This window comes from Bacillus sp. J14TS2 (assembly GCF_018333015.1).
Lineage (GTDB): Bacteria > Bacillota > Bacilli > Bacillales > Bacillaceae_C > Lederbergia.
Map to the genome: position 1 here is coordinate 230942 of NZ_BORE01000010.1, position 20192 is coordinate 251133.

Annotated in this window: 9 protein-coding genes; 2 read left to right on the forward strand and 7 right to left on the reverse strand. The window is 37.6% G+C overall.

All coding sequences use genetic code 11. From position 1 onward, the window contains the following. Nucleotides 1–10: 10 nt before the first annotated feature. The 6 genes from KI375_RS16860 to KI375_RS16885 all read right to left on the reverse strand — a co-directional run bounded on the left by KI375_RS16860 (nt 11) and on the right by KI375_RS16885 (nt 16975). On the reverse strand, nt 11–976 hold the full coding sequence (locus KI375_RS16860; protein WP_212974622.1) for a tRNA dihydrouridine synthase: 966 nt from the start codon (nt 974–976) through the stop codon (nt 11–13). Nucleotides 977–1158: 182 nt separating this feature from the next. Next, entirely contained in the window at nt 1159–2055 is an 897-nt protein-coding gene (locus KI375_RS16865; protein WP_212974623.1) for a phosphotransferase family protein, read from the reverse strand. A 224-nt stretch (nt 2056–2279) separates the two neighbouring features. After that, nucleotides 2280–2579 (reverse strand): TIGR04104 family putative zinc finger protein, encoded by a 300-nt coding sequence (locus KI375_RS16870; RefSeq protein WP_212974624.1) that lies wholly within the window; start codon nt 2577–2579, stop codon nt 2280–2282. Nucleotides 2580–3275: 696 nt separating this feature from the next. Continuing rightward, entirely contained in the window at nt 3276–12437 is a 9162-nt protein-coding gene (locus KI375_RS16875; protein WP_212974625.1) for a Cna B-type domain-containing protein, read from the reverse strand. 471 nt (nt 12438–12908) lie between these two features. Next, nucleotides 12909–15947: an ATP-binding response regulator gene (locus tag KI375_RS16880; protein ID WP_212974626.1), complete on the reverse strand. Its 3039-nt coding sequence runs from the start codon at nt 15945–15947 to the stop codon at nt 12909–12911. A gap of 29 nt (nt 15948–15976) precedes the next feature. Beyond that, complete coding sequence (locus tag KI375_RS16885) at nt 15977–16975, reverse strand: response regulator (RefSeq protein ID WP_212974627.1); 999 nt, start codon at nt 16973–16975, stop codon at nt 15977–15979. A 509-nt stretch (nt 16976–17484) separates the two neighbouring features. On the opposite strand from KI375_RS16885, the gene accD reads away from it, so the two are divergent. Both accD and KI375_RS16895 read left to right on the forward strand, forming a co-directional pair. Then, complete coding sequence (gene accD, locus KI375_RS16890) at nt 17485–18339, forward strand: acetyl-CoA carboxylase, carboxyltransferase subunit beta (RefSeq protein ID WP_212974628.1); 855 nt, start codon at nt 17485–17487, stop codon at nt 18337–18339. Between the two features lie 48 nt (nt 18340–18387). Continuing rightward, nucleotides 18388–19368, forward strand: a complete 981-nt coding sequence (locus KI375_RS16895) for an acetyl-CoA carboxylase carboxyltransferase subunit alpha (protein WP_212974629.1) — start codon at nt 18388–18390, stop codon at nt 19366–19368. Nucleotides 19369–20040: 672 nt separating this feature from the next. On the opposite strand, the gene KI375_RS16900 is transcribed toward KI375_RS16895, so the two are convergent. Continuing rightward, the coding region (locus tag KI375_RS16900) for an ATP-binding protein (RefSeq protein WP_212974650.1) at nt 20041–20192 on the reverse strand (152 nt) is incomplete at its 5' end.

Below are 20192 nucleotides of genomic sequence, written 5' to 3' on the forward strand. Positions count from 1 at the left end.
CTTGCTTTACCTATCTACTTTCTAGCTCAAAGCTATTGAGCAATTCACGTACTTCATCAGTTGATTCCGTGCCCATCAATTGATTTCTTAATTCGCTTGCGCCTCGAAAACCACGGACATATATCTTAAAAAAGCGATGCAGTGCCTTGAACGAACGTGGCTCAATTTTTGAATATTTATCATAAAGATCAAGATGGGACCTTAAGAGACCAAGCAATTCCTGACTGTTATGCTCTCTCGCTTCTTTTTCAAATGCAAATGGATTGGTAAAAATACCACGTCCAATCATTACACCATCTATACCGTATTGATGGGCAAGCTTTAAGCCTGTTTGACGGTCAGGAATATCGCCATTAATCGTCAACAATGTATCTGGTGCGATATGATCACGAAGTTTCTTTATCTCCGGGATCAGTTCCCAATGGGCATCTACTTTGCTCATTTCTGCTCTGGTGCGTAAGTGAATAGAAAGATTCGCAATATCTTGTTTCAAAATGTGTGTCAGCCATCCTTGCCATTCATCTACATCCATATAACCAAGCCTTGTCTTTACACTTACGGGCAATTCTCCAGCTTTAGCTGCCTGTACTAGCTCTGCAGCAACTTCCGGTCGACGAATAAGACCAGAACCCTTCCCATTCTGTGCTACATTAGGCACAGGACACCCCATATTAATGTCTACACCCTTAAACCCTTGTTTTGCTACGCCCATACTCATTTGCCGAATATACTCAGGCTTATCTCCCCAAATATGAGCTACAATTGGTTGTTCATCCTCTGTAAAAGTCAAGCGGCCACGCACGCTATGATGCCCCTCTGGGTGGCAATAACTTTCCGAATTTGTAAACTCTGTAAAAAACACATCAGGACGCGCTGCTTCACTCACTACATGGCGAAAAACAACATCCGTCACATCTTCCATTGGTGCCAGCACAAAAAATGGTCTAGGTAAATCACGCCAAAAATTTTCTTTCATCTTCCCACTCTAATCCTCTCATCTATGGATAACAGGCAAAAGCCTTATCCGAAAATTAAAAAGCAGATCTGTCCTCTGCTTCGCTTTATTATTTCATTGACAATAGTATCACAAGAGTATTGATCATTACAAAAAGACTGAATCCTATTGATTTCAGCCTGCTAATAGAAATGATCGTTAATTTATTTTAGCCGAACAAGCTCCATACAACGTTTAGTTATCCATGGTAATAGGCTATCAGTTCCTTGATTAACAGTACTCATATGAAGTTCTTGAAGCCCGCAGTGCAGCTGATAACATAAAAGTCGCTCTGAAGCATACATCGTATCACTTGATAATTGAAGTTCTTTTATAACGTGCGCCATATGATTCTCGTTCCAAAAAAGAAGAGTCGCCAGTTCATATAATGGATCACCAAAAAGAGATAAATCCCAGTCAATTACGGCGGTGACATGGCCTTTATCTGTTAAAACATTGTAAGAACCAAAATCGCCGTGAATTAAACTACGCTTTTCTGGGCAAAACTTACTTAACTCTTCCACACGTTTAAACATTTTCTCTATCGTACTCAATTTAAAACTATCACTTACAAAATTCCAGTCATAATACGAAGGATCCCAAATACTTTTAAGAAAGGCATTCCAACTTAAAAATTCAGCTTCTCCCTTTGAATTAAACCTGCCAAACCCGGTAGTTCCCGCTAAATCAGTGTTTGAAATCGTTCTAACAACATCAACAACTGACTCTGTAATTTGCGGTAATTCCTTCTTCTCTAAATCTTGAATTCTTACACCATCAGCTTTCCTCGAAATACAAAATGCATAACCATTTTCCATATGATCAACTTCGACGACCTCTGGAATGGGAAGTGATTTACTTCGAAACATACGACTAACATAAGCATCTTTTTTAAAGCCATTGATCGATCTATTGATCCTAATGACATAGTTACTTTTAGCAAATTGAAAGCCAAATGTTTGGGAAGAGAGCCCTTCAGTAAGTTGATAAAAATCAGGAATATCACCCCAGCTTTTTTCTAAGAAGGCTTTAACTTTCCCTTTAGAAAAAGTGGTTTTCATTCATTAACACCTCCAAATTTTATTCATTTTGCATATATGCACTAATCACAATCAATATGCCCCATTATAATATAGCTTCCTAACAGCTAACATCAGGGGAGTTATTTTACTTGATGAAAATTTATTAATTCCAACAGAATCTTAATCAGCCTTTTCTTATCTTAGACTTATTGGCTCTATACTCTGCATAGATTTACCCTACTATAATAGTAAATAAAGAAACTCTACCACATCGGTTCATCCTCGTTACTTAACCTATATAGGAATGGCACACCAATACATACCAAAGCATAAGCAACTAATTCTAGGGATAAGATAGTGCCAAGTGATACGCCAAATGATGCCAATGGCACCCAAATCAAAAAGGGGATAAATACAAATAGTCTTAATTGATTTCTCGACTTTTTGGAAATATATTGGAATGCATCACAATAAGGACATTTTAGCTTATTTTTAAATGTGAACATTTTCGTAAAAGTTTCTTTCCAACTCCACTTATAACCACAATTTTGACAACTCGGCATAGTGTACCACCTCTTTTGAACATAATTTGTATTGTAATTTTAACATAAAATTGCATTTTTCCTCGTAAACTATTTAAAATTGGTTGCTTATTTCATTTTTAATTATCTGAGATAAATTTAAACGCTGTTCAGGAGTATGCTCTTTCCCATCAGCAGTTTGATAGGTTGCACCGAAGTCATAAAATGATCTTAAAATGGCCAAAGCGTATTGAGCGTACTTTAGTTTAAAGTTGACGGAAATATAACTTTTTCAATTTTTCGTATCATTCTTTTATTATTCCGCATGCCATCAACTCATTTGAAAAAATCTTCGTCTTTAAGACCGTATTGACAACTTCGCTCTCGCTGTATTCTTCTTCACTATCTTCCGGATTTGTTCAGAGATTAACCAATCAACTTTTTAGCATTATTGTTTTAGATTTTATAAATTGTACCCCAACCACAGTCCTTTTAATTGGTAGTAGATTTAGCTTTGCACTTAACAACTATTTTAGTAACCCAATTCTCACCTTGACGATAGTTATTAACACTCTATTATTTTATGTATAGTTCAACAAAAAAACACCGATAAATAAAGGACTAAATCTTTATGCGATTTAGCCCTTTATTTACTATGTTATTTAGAATGTTTCTCCACAAAAACTGAACTACCTACTATAAGTGGTAAGACTCTTTTTCTCATTAAATCTGTTTTATCTAGCTAGACGAAGGTTTACGGAAGCGACTGACAATCAACAAGATTGCACCGGCTGCCAGTAAGCCCAAGCCGATAAGCAGTATGTTAAACAAAGATGTTGCAGTATCTGGCAATGTTCCGCCATTATTTCCATCTGTTCCTTTAGAATCCCCTGAATCAGTTTTACCTGAGACTTCTTGCGATTCCTTACCAGGTTCTTTACCTGAATCTTTTCCTGGATCTTTATCCGGATCTTCTCCTGGACCTTTTCCTGGATCTTTATCCGGATCTTCTCCTGGACCTTTTCCTGGATCTTTACCCGGATCTTCTCCTGGATCTTTTCCTGGGTCTTTACCCGGATCTTCTTCTGGATCTTTTCCTGGGTCTTTACCCGGATCTTCTTCTGATTCTGCTTTTACAAAACCAAAGTCTAAGGTTGGATCATGGTCGCCATCTTCTGTTAAGTGACGAGAGGTTGCAAACCATGTAGATGAATCGATAGACTTATCATCACCCCCCTCTTCCAAGGTTGGCACATATCCTTTCAATGCTTCTTTGGATGCTTCACGATCAATTCGTACTGTGTACGTATTGTCGATTGGCAGATTTTCAAAAATATAGTATCCATTTTTATCCGTTGTGGTTGGACCTACTGGATTTCCGTAGACATCTGTTACTGGGTTGCCTTCTTTATCTTCAATCGTTAAGACGACTCCTTTTAACGGAACATCGGTTTCGTCTTGCAGACCATCTTTATTGGCATCGAACCATACATAGTCACCGACACTTACTTTTTTCGGCTCCTCTTTTACAAAACCAAAGTCTAATGTTGGATCATGGTCACCGTCTTTTGTTAAGTGACGAGAGGTTGCTTTCCATGTAGATGAATCTATGGAATTATCATCGCCTACTTCTTCCAAGGTTGGCACATATCCTTTCAATGCTTCTTTGGATGCTTCACGATCAATTCGTACTGTGTACGTATTGTCGATTGGCAGATTCTCAAAAATATAGTAGCCATTTTTATCCGTTGTGGTTGGACCTACTGGATTTCCGTAGACATCTGTTACTGGGTTGCCTTCTTTATCTTCAATCGTTAAGACGACTCCTTTTAGCGGAACATCGGTTTCGTCTTGCAGACCATCTTTATTGGCATCGAACCATACATAATCGCCGACACTTACTTTGGCTGGATCATAATTGTTCGTCACTGTGAAGTTATATGGATTCTCTTCATCAGCTGTTACATTACTTTCATAATTAGGAACATCCACTTCTTCAACAGTATATTTAATTAAGTTACCATCTGCGTATACATCCAAATCAGTGAAGTCAGCCTGCCAGTTAGTATCCTTGCTTAGAATAACTTCCTTACCTGTTGCTTCACCATTTGCTAATAGTTTCACTGTAATGGAATCTGGGCGGTTACCACCTCGATTATTTGCGTCATTCCAGCTTTTTACAACATTAATACTTGTTTGATCTGGTGTATAGCTGTTGGTAATATCCAGACCGTCAATTTTAGCAGAGTAACCTTCTACATTATCTTCTTGAATGGTGTAATGTATTTCTTCACCATTCTCGAATTTTGGCAGATCAGTAAATGAGTAGCTCCAGTCAGATTCCTTGGAAACTTTAACAACATCTACTTCGTTAGCATTTGCAAATAAACGAACAGTGATTGATTCTGGACGTTTGCCGTCTTGATTCTTGGCGTCATCCCATGTTTTCGTTCCTTCTAAATTAATTAGCTCCGGCTCATAGCTATTGGTAATGACATATCCGTCCGCAGGGTTTCCTGCTGTTTCGGTTTCATACCCTTCTACAGCTGCTTCTTCAATACTGTATTGAATTTCTTCTCCATCTGCATAAACATCTAATTCGGTAAAGTCTCCCTGCCAGTTATTTGCTTCATTTAAAGTTAATTCCTGACCTGTTTCTTTACCATCTGCAAATAATTTCACTGTAATCGCATCTGGACGGGCACCATCCTGATTATTCGCATCTTCCCATGCTTTGACTACATTAATACTTGTTTGTTCTGGTGTATAGCTGTTGGTAATATCCAGACCATGAATTTCAGTAGAATAATCTTCTACATTATCTTCTTGAATGGTGTAGTTAATTTCTTCGCCATTCTCGAATTTTGGCAGATCAGTAAATGAGTAGCTCCAATCAGATTCCTCAGAAACTTCAACGGCTTCCACTTCATTACCATTTGCTAATAAACGAACAGTAATGGATTCTGGGCGTTTGCCATCTTGGTTCTTGGCATCATCCCATGATTTCGTTCCTTCTAAATTAATTAGCTCCGGCTCATAGCTATTGGTAATGACATATCCGTCTGCAGGGTTTCCTGCTGTTTCGGTTTCATACCCTTCTACAGCTACTTCTTCAACGCTGTATTGAATTTCTTCTCCATCTGTATAAACATCTAATTCGGTAAAGTCTCCCTGCCAGTTATTTGCTTCATTTAAAGTTAATTCCTGACCTGTTTCTTTACCATCTGCAAATAATTTTACTGTAATCGCGTCTGGGCGTGTACCGTCCTGGTTATTCGCATCTTTCCATACCTTGACTATATTGATACTCGTTTGTTTTGGTGTATAGCTGTTGGTAATATCCAGACCATGAATTTCAGTAGAATAATCTTCTACATTATCTTCTTGAATGGTGTAATGTACTTCTTCCCCATTCTCGAATTTTGGTAATTCTGTAAAAGCGTAGTTCCAATCCGATTCTTCGGTTATTTCTACGGAAGCTACTTCCTCACCATTTGCTAATAGACGAACAGTGATCGACTCTGGACGTTTGCCATCTTGATTATCGGCATCTTCCCATGTTTTCGTTCCTTCTAAATCAATTAGCTCTGGCTCATAGCTGTTGGTAATCACGTAGCCGTCCGCAGGATTTCCTGCTGTTTCGGTTTCATAACCATCAACGGCTACTTCTTCCACCGTATAATCGATTAATTCACTGTTTTTAAATTTATCTAGCTCAGTAAAGTCTGCTTGCCAATTGTTGGATTCATTTAATTCTACAGAATCAATTTCTTCTCCATCTGCAAGTAATTTCACTGTAATTGCGTCTGGACGAACCCCATCTTGGTCATCAGCATCTTCCCATGCTTTAGAAACATTAATACTAATTTGTTCTGGTGTATAGCTGTTAGTAATATCTAGGTCCTTAATCTTAGTAGAGTAGCCCTCTACGTTATCTTCTTGAATAGTGTAATTAATTTCTTCCCCATTCTCGAATTTTGGTAGATTAGTAAATGAGTAGCTCCAATCAGATTCCTCAGAAACTTCAACAGCTTCCACTTCATTACCATTTGCTAATAAACGAACAGTAATGGACTCTGGGCGTTTGCCGTCTTGATTATCGCCGTCATCCCAGGTTTTCGTTCCTTCTAAATCAATTAGCTCTGGCTCATAGCTGTTGGTAATCACGTAGCCGTCTGCAGGATTTCCTGCTGTTTCGGTTTCGTACCCTTCTACAGCTACTTCTTCAATGCTGTATTGAATTTCTTCTCCATCCGAATAGACAGCTAATTCAATAAAATCTCCCTGCCAGTTATTTGCTTCATTTAAAGTTAATTCCCGACCTGTTTCTTCATCATCAGCCAGTAATTTCACTGTAATCGCGTCTGGGCGTGCACCATCCTGGTTGTTCGCATCTTCCCATACCTTGATAACATTGATACTGGTTTGTTCTGGTGTGTAGCTGTTAGTAATATCTAAGCCACTGATTTCAGCAGAATAGTCTTCTACATTATCTTCTTGAATGGTGTAATGTATTTCTTCCCCATTCTCGAACTTTGGTAGATTAGTAAATGAGTAGCTCCAATCAGATTCCTCAGAAACTTCAACAGCTTCCACTTCATTACTATTTGCTAATAAACGAACAGTAATGGACTCTGGGCGTTTACCGTCTTGATTATCGCCGTCATCCCAGGTTTTTGTTCCTTCTAAATCAATTAGCGCAGGTTCATGCGTATTGGTGATGACATAGCCATCTGCAGGAGTTCCTGCTATTTCGGTTTCATATCCTGCTACAGCTACTTCTTCAATGCTGTATTGAATTTCTTCTCCATCCGAATAGACAGCTAATTCTGTAAAGTCTCCTTGCCAGTTATTCGCCTCATTTAGTATTAATTCCTGACCTGTTTCTTTACCATCAGCCAGTAATTTCACTGTAATCGCGTCTGGACGGACACCATCTTGATCATTGGCATCTTCCCATGCCTTGACTACATTGATACTGGTTTGTTCTGGTGTGTAGCTGTTAGTAATATCTACGCCATTGATTTCAGCAGAGTAGTCTTCTACGTTATCTTCCTGAATGGTGTAATTAATTTCTTCTCCATTCTCGAATTTCGGAAGATCCGTAAAGGCGAAGCTCCATTCCGTTTCTTCAGTTACATCAACGGAAGCTGCTTCCTCACCATTCGCTAATAAACGAATAGTAATCGACTCTGGACGTTTACCATCTTGATTATCGGTATCATCCCATGTTTTTGTTCCTTCTAAATCAATTAATTCCGGGGCATGCGTATTGGTAATCACATAACCATCTTCAGAGCTGCCTGCCGTTTCAGTTTCATATCCATCAACAGCTACTTCTTTAACTGTATAGGCAATAGCTTTACCTGTCTGATCGATTACCGGTAATTCTGTAAACGTGCCTTCCCAGTTATTACTTTCATTTAGTACTAACGACTGCTCTGTTTCTTCCCCGTTTTCTAACAAGATAACAGTGATCGCCTCTGGGCGGATACCGTCCTGGTTTTCTGCATCCTTCCAAACCTTTGCTACATTAATACTTGTTTCTCCCGCTGCAAAAGTATTGGTAATCGTTAGACCGTCTTCCGATATTGTCTTCTCATAATTATCAGGTACTTCCACTTCATCGACAGTGTATTCATACTCATTGCCATCGATATCTGTTTTGTCTAAGTCAGACCATGTATATTCTGTTTCACCATCTTTCAGCTCTACTGGGTCACCATACGGTTCGCCATCTCTGTGCAGCTGCAATTCAATGGTTGGTTTTGGTCCGCCTTCCCATACTTTTGTCCCTGTTATATCGATTTTTTCTTTCGTATTTTCAAAAGTAGTTGATACAATATTTTCTTCGTTGTTACCATATGCTTTATCAACAACAATTTCTATTTCTTCTTCTGAAAGAACATATCCTGTTGGTGCTTCTTCCTCTACCAGATAATACGTTCTAAGTGGTAAGTTTCCAATTTCAAGAGCACCATCTACTGTAGTAAATGCCTCTTCTTGTGTATATTGAACTCTTTCGCCATTTAAATCGTACCATAGTGTAAAGGTTGTTTCGTTATTTGCAATAACTTTCTCTTCTTCCTCATCGACTTTTGCAACTTTTAAAGCCCCTCTGTTCGGTGCCCATTCGCCGCCTGCGTCAGAGAATTGCCTAGCATTTAATTTACTAGACTCTACAGCTTGTTGATCAATAGCAGTTCCATCTAATGAGATTCTGTTACCAATATCACCATCTGTTTCGGTAACAACTGTAGTATACTGTAGGACTAAGGTGTCTTTTAAAGTTTCATCAATATCGATTACTAGCTTTGTTTCACCAGTAGGTTCATCATTCTCATCCGTGACTGCTACAACCTCAAGTTTATAATCGGTTCCCTCTTTTAAGGCATTTTCTTGATCTTGTGATCTAAAGACTTCAAGACTACCTTCCTTATAAATATGTCCCGCACTAATGGTATCTGTAATCACAGCATTTTGAATAATGGATAGACTTTCGTTGATTGCAGCTTTCCACTCAACTTCATCTCCAGTGAAAACGCGATTACCGTCTAGCCCAATTGCCCCCTTCTTTAAGAAGTCATTGGACTGACCATAGTTAAGGGTAGCACTATAAGGATATTCCACATCTCCAACTTTAACTATTGCATTGTTAGTATAACTTTGTTTTGAGATGTCTGGGACAGATGTGGTGAATTCAATCACGTATCTTTCTGTTACCTCATTGTTAAAGGTAATAGTAAATTCATCACCATCAACGTCTACTGAATAATTGTCTGGATTCAATACCGGGCCAGTAATCTCAGTTGTACCATCAGGCTTTACGTTATAAACCGATACTTTGATACTACCTTCATCAATATTTCCAGCATAAGCTAATGTATCTGTTATCGTAACACCTGTTCCAAGATTTTGTTCTTGATAGTTCGTGTACAGCTGCCAGGCGATCTTTCTTTCGCTGCCGCTTACCCAGCCATTTCCTTGATTACCTTCACCATCAACATGTATTAATTGACCTTCCTTTTTACCGCTGTTCCAGGAATCTTCTCTTACTGTAGTATCAGCATTTCGAGTTTCATCAATTGGATTCCCATTTACTGTTTCTCCCTCAAAATGAGCACGATTACGGTATACCTTATCTTGCTCTCCATCACGCACATGTGAATCCAGTGTATGACCACCAACTTCATGCTGAGGATCATAAGAGGTTGTATAATTAACAACCAACTGGCCGCCATCTAATGGCAATGCATTATCTAAAAGAGTAATAGTAAATCCTTTATGGTAGCCTGTTTCACCATCTTCAGTTCTTGGTGCAAGCGTGTAATCTGCACCTTCTACAAGCTCATCTCCAGCATGATTTACTTTTACCGAATCCGGCAATAAAATCATCCCTTTATTCGGGAATGTATCTTCTATTACTAATGAATCGACAGCTTCTCTTCTTGGATTCACATTTAATTGCCAATTAATCGTTTTTGCATTATAGTCTATTCCCCGAAAACTCTTACCATAGGTGTTAGCTGCTGGCTTGATTTCTGCGTTACTATTTTCTCCAGCTTCTCCAACACCGTCACCTGTCATGCCAACACCATTATTAAAATTATTTTTAGTGAAATCAGTAATTTCAGTTGTATATTCTATTTTAAGCTTATGTGTACCTACATCCCCTAAGTTAATAACAACTGCTGTTCCACCTTCAGCATCAGGATCAAGGTCGATTTTAACAGGAGTATAAGTGTTTCCTTCTTCATCCGTGATTTTAATATCACTTTCAGAAATCGCTAACCCTTCTGGAATTAAATCTGTTAGCACTATATTTCCAATTGGATGTCCTGCTTCATTGACGTGAATCGTCCAGCTAACCGTCTTGTTTTCATAATCCACATTGGATACTCCTTCTTTACGAAGGACGGGATCCCTAACAATGTTAACTGTTGCATCATCATTATTTAACTCATCTTCACCATCATAGAGAGTTGCTTTATTGTTGAAACCATTTTCTTTTTGATAATCGCTATTGTTGACTTCAGACCAATCAACATCTGTTTTAAATTTAATACGATAGGCGTCATCTTGCCCTAATGCCCCTAGGTTTATCGGGAATTCCGTATACAAGCCTTCGTGAACATCTCCCTCTACCCAATTGCCCCCATTTTGTGTGATTCTAACCACTTCGATACTAGCTGGGTCTACGCTTAAACCGGCAGGCAGGCTATCTTCTATAATAGCATTACTAATTAAACTTCCATTTTTATTAACATCAATTTGCCATTGGATTTTGTCTGTATTACCAACCTGCCAACCATCCTTTTCAATCGGATTACTTCTTGTCAATCCTCCAACGGTTGCTTCAGCAGGTAAACTTTCTTCACCATATTTAAAAGTTGCATCATTAGTAAATGATTCTGCTGCATAATTTTCAATGGTTGTCGTATATTGGACACGATAACCATTAAAAGGTGCGATTGTGCCTAGAGCAATTGGAAATTTTGACGGATTAAGAGTTGATGTTACATCATCACCTTTACTTATATCTCCATCAAATCCAATGTTTAGCTTATGGATGACAAAATCTCTAGCTTCACCTAATCCATGAGGAATGTTATCCGCTAATGCTGCTTCAGATATCTCTTCATCATTGGTATTGATCACATCAATTGTCCATGTAATTTCTCTCGCATCATGCTTTGTATCGGGATGTCCTTCTTTTTCAATACCGCTATGCTCGATATTGGGCCGTGCAATGACAGTTATGTTATTTTCATGACCATCATTGAATGGAATCTCTTGTTCAATATTTTCCCTGAATTTCTCGATATTGAACTCTAAGCCAAGATTAACAAATCCGTTTTGAACATCTGAAGTCTCAATACCTTCAGTAAATACAAATTTTAACACGCCTTCCTCAACATGGTAGGTTCCTACCTTTGTACCTTCAACGATGAGATCTTGAACTGGTGTAGTAACCGTCTTAAAGGCATCAGAAAGACCAATTTCTGCTGTATCACCAGCTTTCGCATTCATCCCTTGCGTATGCCAGCTAAACCTAAGGCTTGCAATCGTGCCTTCAGTAATTGAAATAATGTCACCATCTTCAATTACTTGATCATCAATTTTCAAACTTTCAAAGGTAAAGATATTTCCCAACTCAACCTGTGGGCCAACATCAGATGCAGCAGAAGTTTCGGTGTCTTTCTTTTCCGTCCCTTCATCTTCTACAGCTTCTTTGGTCCCTTCTTCCTCGGTTCCTTTTTCTTCAGCTGCTTCTTTCTCTACTGTTTCTTCAGTTCCCTTTTCTTCAGCTTGCTCTTCCTCTACAGCTTCCTCGTTCCCCTCTTCTTCAGTTGCTTCTTTCTCTACTGCTTCTTCAGTTCCCTTTTCTTCAGCTACCTCTTCCTCCGCAGCTTCTTCGGTTCCTTCTTCAGCTGGATTACTCTTCTCAATGGATTCTTCGTCTGCTTCTCCCTCAACAACTTCTTCTTGCAAAGGCACTTGCAGCTTTAATGTACCTTTAGCTTCGGGATGTTCCAGTGCCGCTTCATTGAACGTGACACGAATCACATTTTCTGTTGTTTCAAAGGAAGCAATATCTACTGCGCCTTCTTCCAAAGATAATGTTCCCTTCTGCTCAACTAATGCAACAGGGGATTGGAAATCTATAGTTTGATCCACTTCTTCTAAATTATAGTTTGCCAGTGACCAGTCTATATTTAGAAATCCATCACTATCTTCCTGGGAAAGAGAGCTCTCTGTAATGCCATCAAAGTCAAAGAACGTATGATTTGTGTTTTCTTCCGCGTACGTTGTTTGTAAAGGAACAAAGCCCGCTACAATAGATTGCATCACAAGAAGAAAAATCATAAATATGCTTACTCTTTTTGCTCGTATTTTCAATTAGTTCTTTCCTCCCTTTTGTTTATGTAAATAACTGCCGAAAAATAAAAAACCGGTTAGACACCTCCTATATCAACCCAATTTGTGGCTTTAAAATATTTTCTGTTCGGCAGAATACAGCAGAAAAGAACGTTGCCCAAATGTTGAATAGATTTCCTACCAGGTTAAACGTTCTGCACATCATATTTATTCAGCTTAGAAGATATTTTAAAGTCCCTCGGGACTACAAACCTACTGTCTAGGCAGTAGGTCATACCGATTTGTAACCAAGTATTATTAGGCATGAAATGTTGTAGTCATACTTATAGTAACTTACGAGATATATAGCGGTGAACTGTACATATATATACAAATTCTATACATCCAAATAATCTATACACGCCGATAGCTGTATTTTAATAGCAATAAAAAACTTCATTTTATAAAGAGTCGTTTCCTCTTTACAAAATGAAGTTTCATTTGATACAGTCATTATTCAATTTCATTCAAATCAGTCTCAAAAAATACTTTCGTCCCCTGATCAGGTGAACTGACAATCTTTAATCCTCTTCCAAAATGCTGATGCAATCTTTTATTCAGATTAAAAATGCCAACACCTGATTTGCTCTCAGATTCTCCTTTTAAAATGTTTGGAATTTCTGCTTCATCTATTCCCGCTCCATCATCCTCCACTGTAATTATTGCTTTGGAATGTGAAAAGTCTATTGTGCACCTAATCGAAACCGTTCCTTGTTCCTGTCTGTTCCTGATACCATGCAGTACCGCATTTTCCACCAATGGCTGGATGGATAAAAATGGCACATACACCCCTTTGATATCCTTCAAATCCCAATTCACCTGCAAAGCTGATCCAAAACGAACTTGTTCAATATACAGGTAGGAACGGACAATTTTTAATTCTTCCTCCAAAGGGAGCAGATCTTTCATATGCTGAAATTGAAATTTACTTCTCAACAAATTACTGAACTCATTCAAAAGCTTTCTCATTTCTTCTACATCCCATTCGCTTAACGCCATGATGGAGTTCAATGTATTAAATAAGAAATGCGGTTGTATCTGAGCCTGCAGCCAAGATGTTTCCAATTGTAATTGCTGATCGGCGACACGTTTCATTGTGATTAGTGAATCCATACGTGCTTTCAGTTCAATTGCCTCAACGGGCTTTGCAATATAGTCATTTGCTCCGGCTAAAAAAGCCGCTTGTATATCCGTACTTCCACCGGTAAGCAGTAGCACAGGTAGCTCTGTCAAAGAAAAATGTTCCCGAATGATTCTGGTCAGCTCATATCCTGATATTTCCGGCATCATAATATCAGAAATAACAATATCCCATTTTCGCTTCTTTAGTTCCTCTACGGCCTTTTTAGCACAGGAAACCAACACTGTATTATACGCATCCTCTGGAAGGACAGCCTTTAAAGCTAGTAAGCTAGCAGGATTATCATCTACTATTAAGACTGACGGTGCTTGTCCATTTTTCCAAGAAGGCAGCTCGGTTTGTTCTCTTTTTTCTTTCTTGACCGTCCTTTCTATATTCTCTTCAGGAGAAAACGCTTTTTGTGATGCCAATGCTAATGTGAACGCAAATGTTGTTTTTTCCCCTTTTTTAGAAGAAACTCGAATGATACCACCATGAAGCTCTACTAACTGTCTGGTAATACTTAATCCTAACCCAAAACCGCCTTCAGACAATTTATTTGCTGGATGTCCCTGCTCATAAGGCTGAAATATCCTCTTTTGCACGTCCTCGCTAATTCCAATTCCTGTATCTGTCACCTGGATTTCTGCATTATTTTCTCTTACAGAAGCGGAAATGGTAATCTCTCCATGATTGGTATACTTAATGGCATTACCTATTAGATTAAACAAAATTTGCTTAACACGGTTTTCATCTGCATGTACAGGAGGGAAATCCATGGAAATCATATTGACGATTGAGAGCTTCTTCACATCAGATGAAAAACGCAATATTTCTATAATCCCTGTGACAATTGGTTCTAGTACAATATTCTGTTTATTTAACCTTGGTTTATTAATCTGTAAGTTTCTTGCCTCTAATAAGTCTGTCAACAGAAGCTTCATTTGCTCTCCTACATTCAAGACGGTGTTTAATTCATTCAAACTCCGCTTTGACAAGGTTGCTTCTTCCCTATCCCGGATTGCTTCAGAAAGCAATAACATGCTATTTAAGGGATTACGAAATTCATGGGAGGTATTCGCCAAAAATTGATCCTTTTTTTCATTTACTCTTTTCAATTTTTCCGCTAATTCCTCTGTTTTCTTATGCTTTTGAAAATATCTCTGGAACCAGACAATGGTATAACAAGTTAAAGCAATTAGCATATCAAACGGGTAAAAAGTCAGATAAATACTTCGTCCCGTCCAGATAAAATTCCATATCCCATGGTTGGCGATAGCAATAAAACCGCACAGCAAAAGATACGCAGCTTTTGGATTGTCCCTATACATTAAAACAATCGAAGCACTGGTAACAACTACCGTAATAAAAGCAAAGGCAGCATAAATAGGCCGAATCGCTAAAATTTGTGACATAGGCATAAATATAGTCACAACAGCTAATGCAGCCATCCCCCATTTAAATAATGGAAAAAACTTTTTCCAATAAGGCAGCTTTTGATGATCTGTACATTGAACATATGCATAAAAATTAATTAAATATACCGTATGTATCAACCAATATTCCAAATCATAGCTTATATTAAAGAATTGTTGCAGTAATTTCTCGCCGGTATAGAATAAAAATCCCGAAAACAAACTAAAGATCAATAAAGCAAAGAAAAGAACCTTTTTATCCCGTCCTCCAATAAAATAAATGATCAATGCATATACAATATGAATAAACAAAAGAGCTGCAATTGCAACCTGAGAATAGTTCGTAAGCTGCACTTCTTTCGTAATTGTTTCTTCTGTACCGAACCGCAGCGAGAGGTAAATACCGCCGTCTCTACTGTCTTTAAAATTTGCAGCCTCAATGATAATATCAATATTTCCTTCTTCATCTGCTGAAAAGGTCGCAGTCTTAGGCATAATATCTGCAGCATAGGCAGCATCTGTTTCTGCTGGCTGGCCAGTTTTCGCAACTTCACGTCCATTCACATAGATTTCTGATGATGTGCGAATGTTTGGTATATATAATTTGAAATTCCGGTCATCACCAGGACGCATCTTCATTTGTAGCCGGTAAGTTCCATAACCAAAAGGGGAGCCCAGATTTTTCTTCCAGCCGTGGGGTACTTGAATCGTTTCCGGTGCCTCGGCAGGCATTGCCTTCTCCTGCATAATAAACTGCGAGGGGTAAAAATCCCACTTTCCATCCAACTGCAACGTTCTACTATCTTCAATTTCCCATGTACTTAAATCAAGCTCTCCATCTTCAATATTAGGAGTTATATTGTCTTGGAATACCCCTACCCAAATCAACCGAAGAGCGGACAAACTGATAATAAAGAGAATCACAAAAATCCCCGTCCGGATATAATCTCGTTTCACTTATATCAACTCTTCTTCCGAGGACATGCTTAAATCCCACATTTTTCTTTTATAATACCAGCTGCTTCTGTATCAAAAGCTGTTAGATCTTTCAATTTCGAAACATAATAGGACGATGATTTCTCATAGAGATATAAATACTCCGACAATCTGTTAATGAGCGCAAGCCATAGCTCTCTTAATATTTTTCTCTCTTTAAGAGCCCATGGATAGTCCAGACCTGCTAAATAGTCACCTTGATACACTTCTAGTAACATAAAATATTGTTCCTTATGTACATCGCCTTCTTTTAATAAGCGCTGTGCCGCAAGCTTAAATTCATGAGATTGAATCTGTATACTATCATCAATATCAATATTGTAAAACTCTCCCTGGCTAACTATTTTTATCGATGTACCTGTCTGTTGAATAACTTTTCTAATTTGATATACTGCTGTATACAATTGAGCATTTGCTTTTTCCCATGGCAGGTTATCCCATAGCAAGTGGATTAATGCCCTTTTTTGGATCGTATGTTCACGATTATGGATAAAATAAGCAAATAGCTCTTTAGCTTTAGAGGTCCGCCATTTCACATCTACCCGTTTATTATCCTGATATATTTGCAACATGCCTAAATCCTTAATGACAGATATTGATTTACGGGATGCAATCTCCCTTTCTATAGTCTTTCTTTCCATTATTCGCTGTACGGCTACCGCTAAACGCTCCTGTTTTACAGGCTTCAAGATATAGTCTACTGCATTTAATTCAAAAGCTTTGACCGCATATTCATCATACGCCGTAACAAAAACAATATGTATGGAGGGATTTATGTTTAATAACTGTTCGGCCAAATCAGTGCCTTTTACAACAGGCATATGGATATCTATAAATACGGCATCTACATTTTGAGCTTGAACATGGTCGATTAAGTCAGTAGCATTCAAATATTTGCCTGTAACATGCACCCCATCTATTTTACCCAACAGTAAATCTAAATATTGTAATGCCAAATATTCATCGTCAATGATAGAAATATGTAGCATCTAATCTCCCCCTGATTATCTCCTGCCTATTTTTCCTAACATGCTATTCATTCAAGTATACATGACAATAAATATTAGCTATCCACTCAATTCTACACAAATTCTATACAAATTCTGTACAAGCAACGATCCGGCTTAAGTTCCCTCTCAAATTCCGATACACAGGATTAGCTGTTTTAGAAATTACGATAGAAATACTGAAAAAATTAGATACACATAATCAAGTATATTGCATTCATAGTATAACCTAAATAAGACTCATCAGCCTGAATACTTTCCAGTTCAATAAATAGATAAGTTGAAAAATAGGGAGGCCTAATTTAATACAACACTAGTGAAAATATTGACTTATTCCTTAGTGATAGCGAATGTTATCTTGAAACTTAAGCATTTGGTAAGTAAAATAGAAAATAATATACTCCCTTCTTTGTTAAAATTAGTTTTAAGTTTTAATTGAGCTTTATATTATTAAAAGTCTAGGATTGAAACTACGTAACGTGAGGTGCATAATGTTTAAGAAAAAAAAGTTTGCTAGTATAAATAACTATACAAAAGCGTCAACAAATTTTGATAAATCTACCATGGTAGAATGCCCAAAATGTAAAACTGCAATTTTAAAAAAGGAAGTTCGTAATAATTTAAATGTCTGCACTTCATGCGATTACCACTTTAGGTTAAATGTAAGAGAAAGAATAAAGTCCTTTTTAGACGATGGGATTATAAAGGAATTTGATAGTGGTATATTCTCTGCAGACCCTCTAGATTTTCCTGGTTATAAAGAAAAACTTGAATCAGCAAAGCTAAAATCTGGATTAAACGATGCAATAATTACTGGCGAAGGCAAAATAGGAGGATTCCCTGTCGTTGTTGCAGTGATGGGTTTTGAATTTTTCGCTGGTACAATGGGATCAGTTGTAGGCGAAAGAATTGTAAGGGCTATCAAACGGGCTAAGGAATTGGAAGTTCCATTAATTATTTTCTCAACTTCCGGCGGAGCTCGGATGCAGGAAAGTATTTTTAGTTTAATGCAGATGGCCAAAACTAGTGCAGCAATTGGTGAATTTAATGATTCAGGTGGATTATACATATCCATCATTACGGATCAAACATTTGGTGGTGTTTCAGCTAGTTTCGCAATGTTAGGTGACTATATTTTTGCAGAACCCCACGCTGTTTTTGGATTTGCTGGCCGCAGAGTTAGTGAACAAGTAATACAACAAAAATTACCATCAGATTTTCAAACAGCTGAATTTTATTTGGAGCATGGTCAAATTGATGGAATCATTCACAGAAAAGGGCTAAAAGAAAAAATAATAGATATTATAGATTTACATATAAATTCAAAGTGGAATGACATCGAATGATTATTTTTACCACCAAAACGTTTTTCCAACTAATAGAGGTGATGGATAATGGTTAAGGGTATGCACTATGAGCTTTCATTAAAAGAATTAAAACAAAAAATTGATTGGATTAGAAAATTCTCTCATGAACAAAATATTGATCTAAGTGAAGAAATCAATGATTTAGAAAATCGCTTTCAAGTAATACAAGAGGAGTTGTATAAAAACTTAACTGCTATAGATAAATTACAATTAGCAAGACATCAAAGCAGACCATCCACATTAGATTATATCAAAATCATTTTTGATAAGTTCATTGAATTACATGGAGATAGATTATATGGTGATGATTACGCAATCATTGGCGGAATTGCACGAATCAACGGGATGTCCGTTACTGTAATTGGACATCAAAAAGGAAAAAATACAAAAGAACATATTAAGCGTAACTTTGGCATGGCGCATCCTGAAGGATACCGAAAAGCATTAAGATTAATGAAACAAGCTGAAAAATTTAAACGGCCCGTAATAACCTTTATTGATACTCCTGGTGCTTATCCCGGAATTGCCGCTGAGGAAAGAGGCCAATCAGAAGCAATTGCTAAAAATCTTTTAGAGATGTCGAAGTTAAAAGTACCAATAATGTGTATAGTAATTGGTGAAGGTGGAAGTGGTGGAGCCCTTGCCTTAGGTGTTGGTGATAAATTACTTATGTTGGAGCATGCAATTTATGCTGTTGCATCACCAAATGCTGCAGCATCCATTTTATTTAAAGATGCTACGAAAGTAGATCAGGTTACTGAGTCATTAAAAATCACCGCTCAAAATTTAATGGAATTTGGGATAATTGATGAAATTATTCCTGAACCTAAAGGCGGAGCACATAATGATTTAAATTTACAGGCAAATTATATTAAAAAGAGTATACTTCAAAATTTTGAAAAACTAATTAATAAAAGTGAACATAACTTAGTTAATGAAAGGTTTGAAAAAATGTTAAAAATCGGTAGATTCATAACACTTGAATCGGAAGATAATAATAAATATTGAATTATATTAGGTTAACCTGGAAGAGGTTATCGACTACGCTTACTCGTATGGATACCGTAAGCTAAGAACGTTCGACGGAAAATAAGAAAAAATGTATATAGACTGAATGCAGAGTTGATAATTTTTACAACAACTGCGAATTAATTCTAGTATTGATGGACAGAAAGCTGAGACTCAAATTAATGCCATTAAATCCCGTCATTCACCTAAATACTTTGTTCTTGAGTTTCTTCTATTATAGATGACCATAATTCTTATGCTTGTATGCGTACACCCTTGGAGCAAGCTCCCTCAAAGAAGTTGGAATACGCACAGAAAATTCGCATGACTAAAAACAGCCTTGAACCCATATGAATATTGGGCAATTGGCTGTTCTATTTTGTCATATAGTTGTAGTGTAGTTCACTCTGTTGTTTAAATAAAGTTTATCAATGCGTATTTGATAAACATGCCTTATCTCATGTGAAAGTCTGTTCCATACTGTGTTAACTGTAATTTTCTCGCTACTGACTGGGATGCAAAATTGTTGTTTTTGTCAATATTAAATTGAGCCAGAGCGATCACTTCAAAAGTGAGCCACTTTTTGTAGAATATCCTCTGTAAGTAGGAGGGATTAGCTGTTTGGGGTTCTTGCCCCGGAGGGGCAAGAACCCCAAACACATCGCGCGCCGATTACCCCCCAGCTGATTCTCGTTGCTTCATACTTTGTCGGAATCGAAAAGATTCACCATTAAGCAAATGGATGTGTGAGCGATGGGTAAGACGATCAAGTAATGCTGCCGTCATTTTTTCGTTTCCAAAAAGGTTTGTCCACTCTGTAAATT

Excerpts from the sequence above, each read along its gene's own strand:
- KI375_RS16860 (WP_212974622.1), bottom strand. The coding sequence starts at position 976 with ATGAAAGAAAATTTTTGGCGTGATTTACCTAGACCATTTTTTGTGCTG.
- KI375_RS16865 (WP_212974623.1), bottom strand. The coding sequence starts at position 2,055 with ATGAAAACCACTTTTTCTAAAGGGAAAGTTAAAGCCTTCTTAGAAAAA.
- KI375_RS16870 (WP_212974624.1), bottom strand. The coding sequence starts at position 2,579 with ATGCCGAGTTGTCAAAATTGTGGTTATAAGTGGAGTTGGAAAGAAACT.
- KI375_RS16885 (WP_212974627.1), bottom strand. The coding sequence starts at position 16,975 with ATGCTACATATTTCTATCATTGACGATGAATATTTGGCATTACAATAT.
- accD (WP_212974628.1), top strand. The coding sequence starts at position 17,485 with ATGTTTAAGAAAAAAAAGTTTGCTAGTATAAATAACTATACAAAAGCG.
- KI375_RS16895 (WP_212974629.1), top strand. The coding sequence starts at position 18,388 with ATGGTTAAGGGTATGCACTATGAGCTTTCATTAAAAGAATTAAAACAA.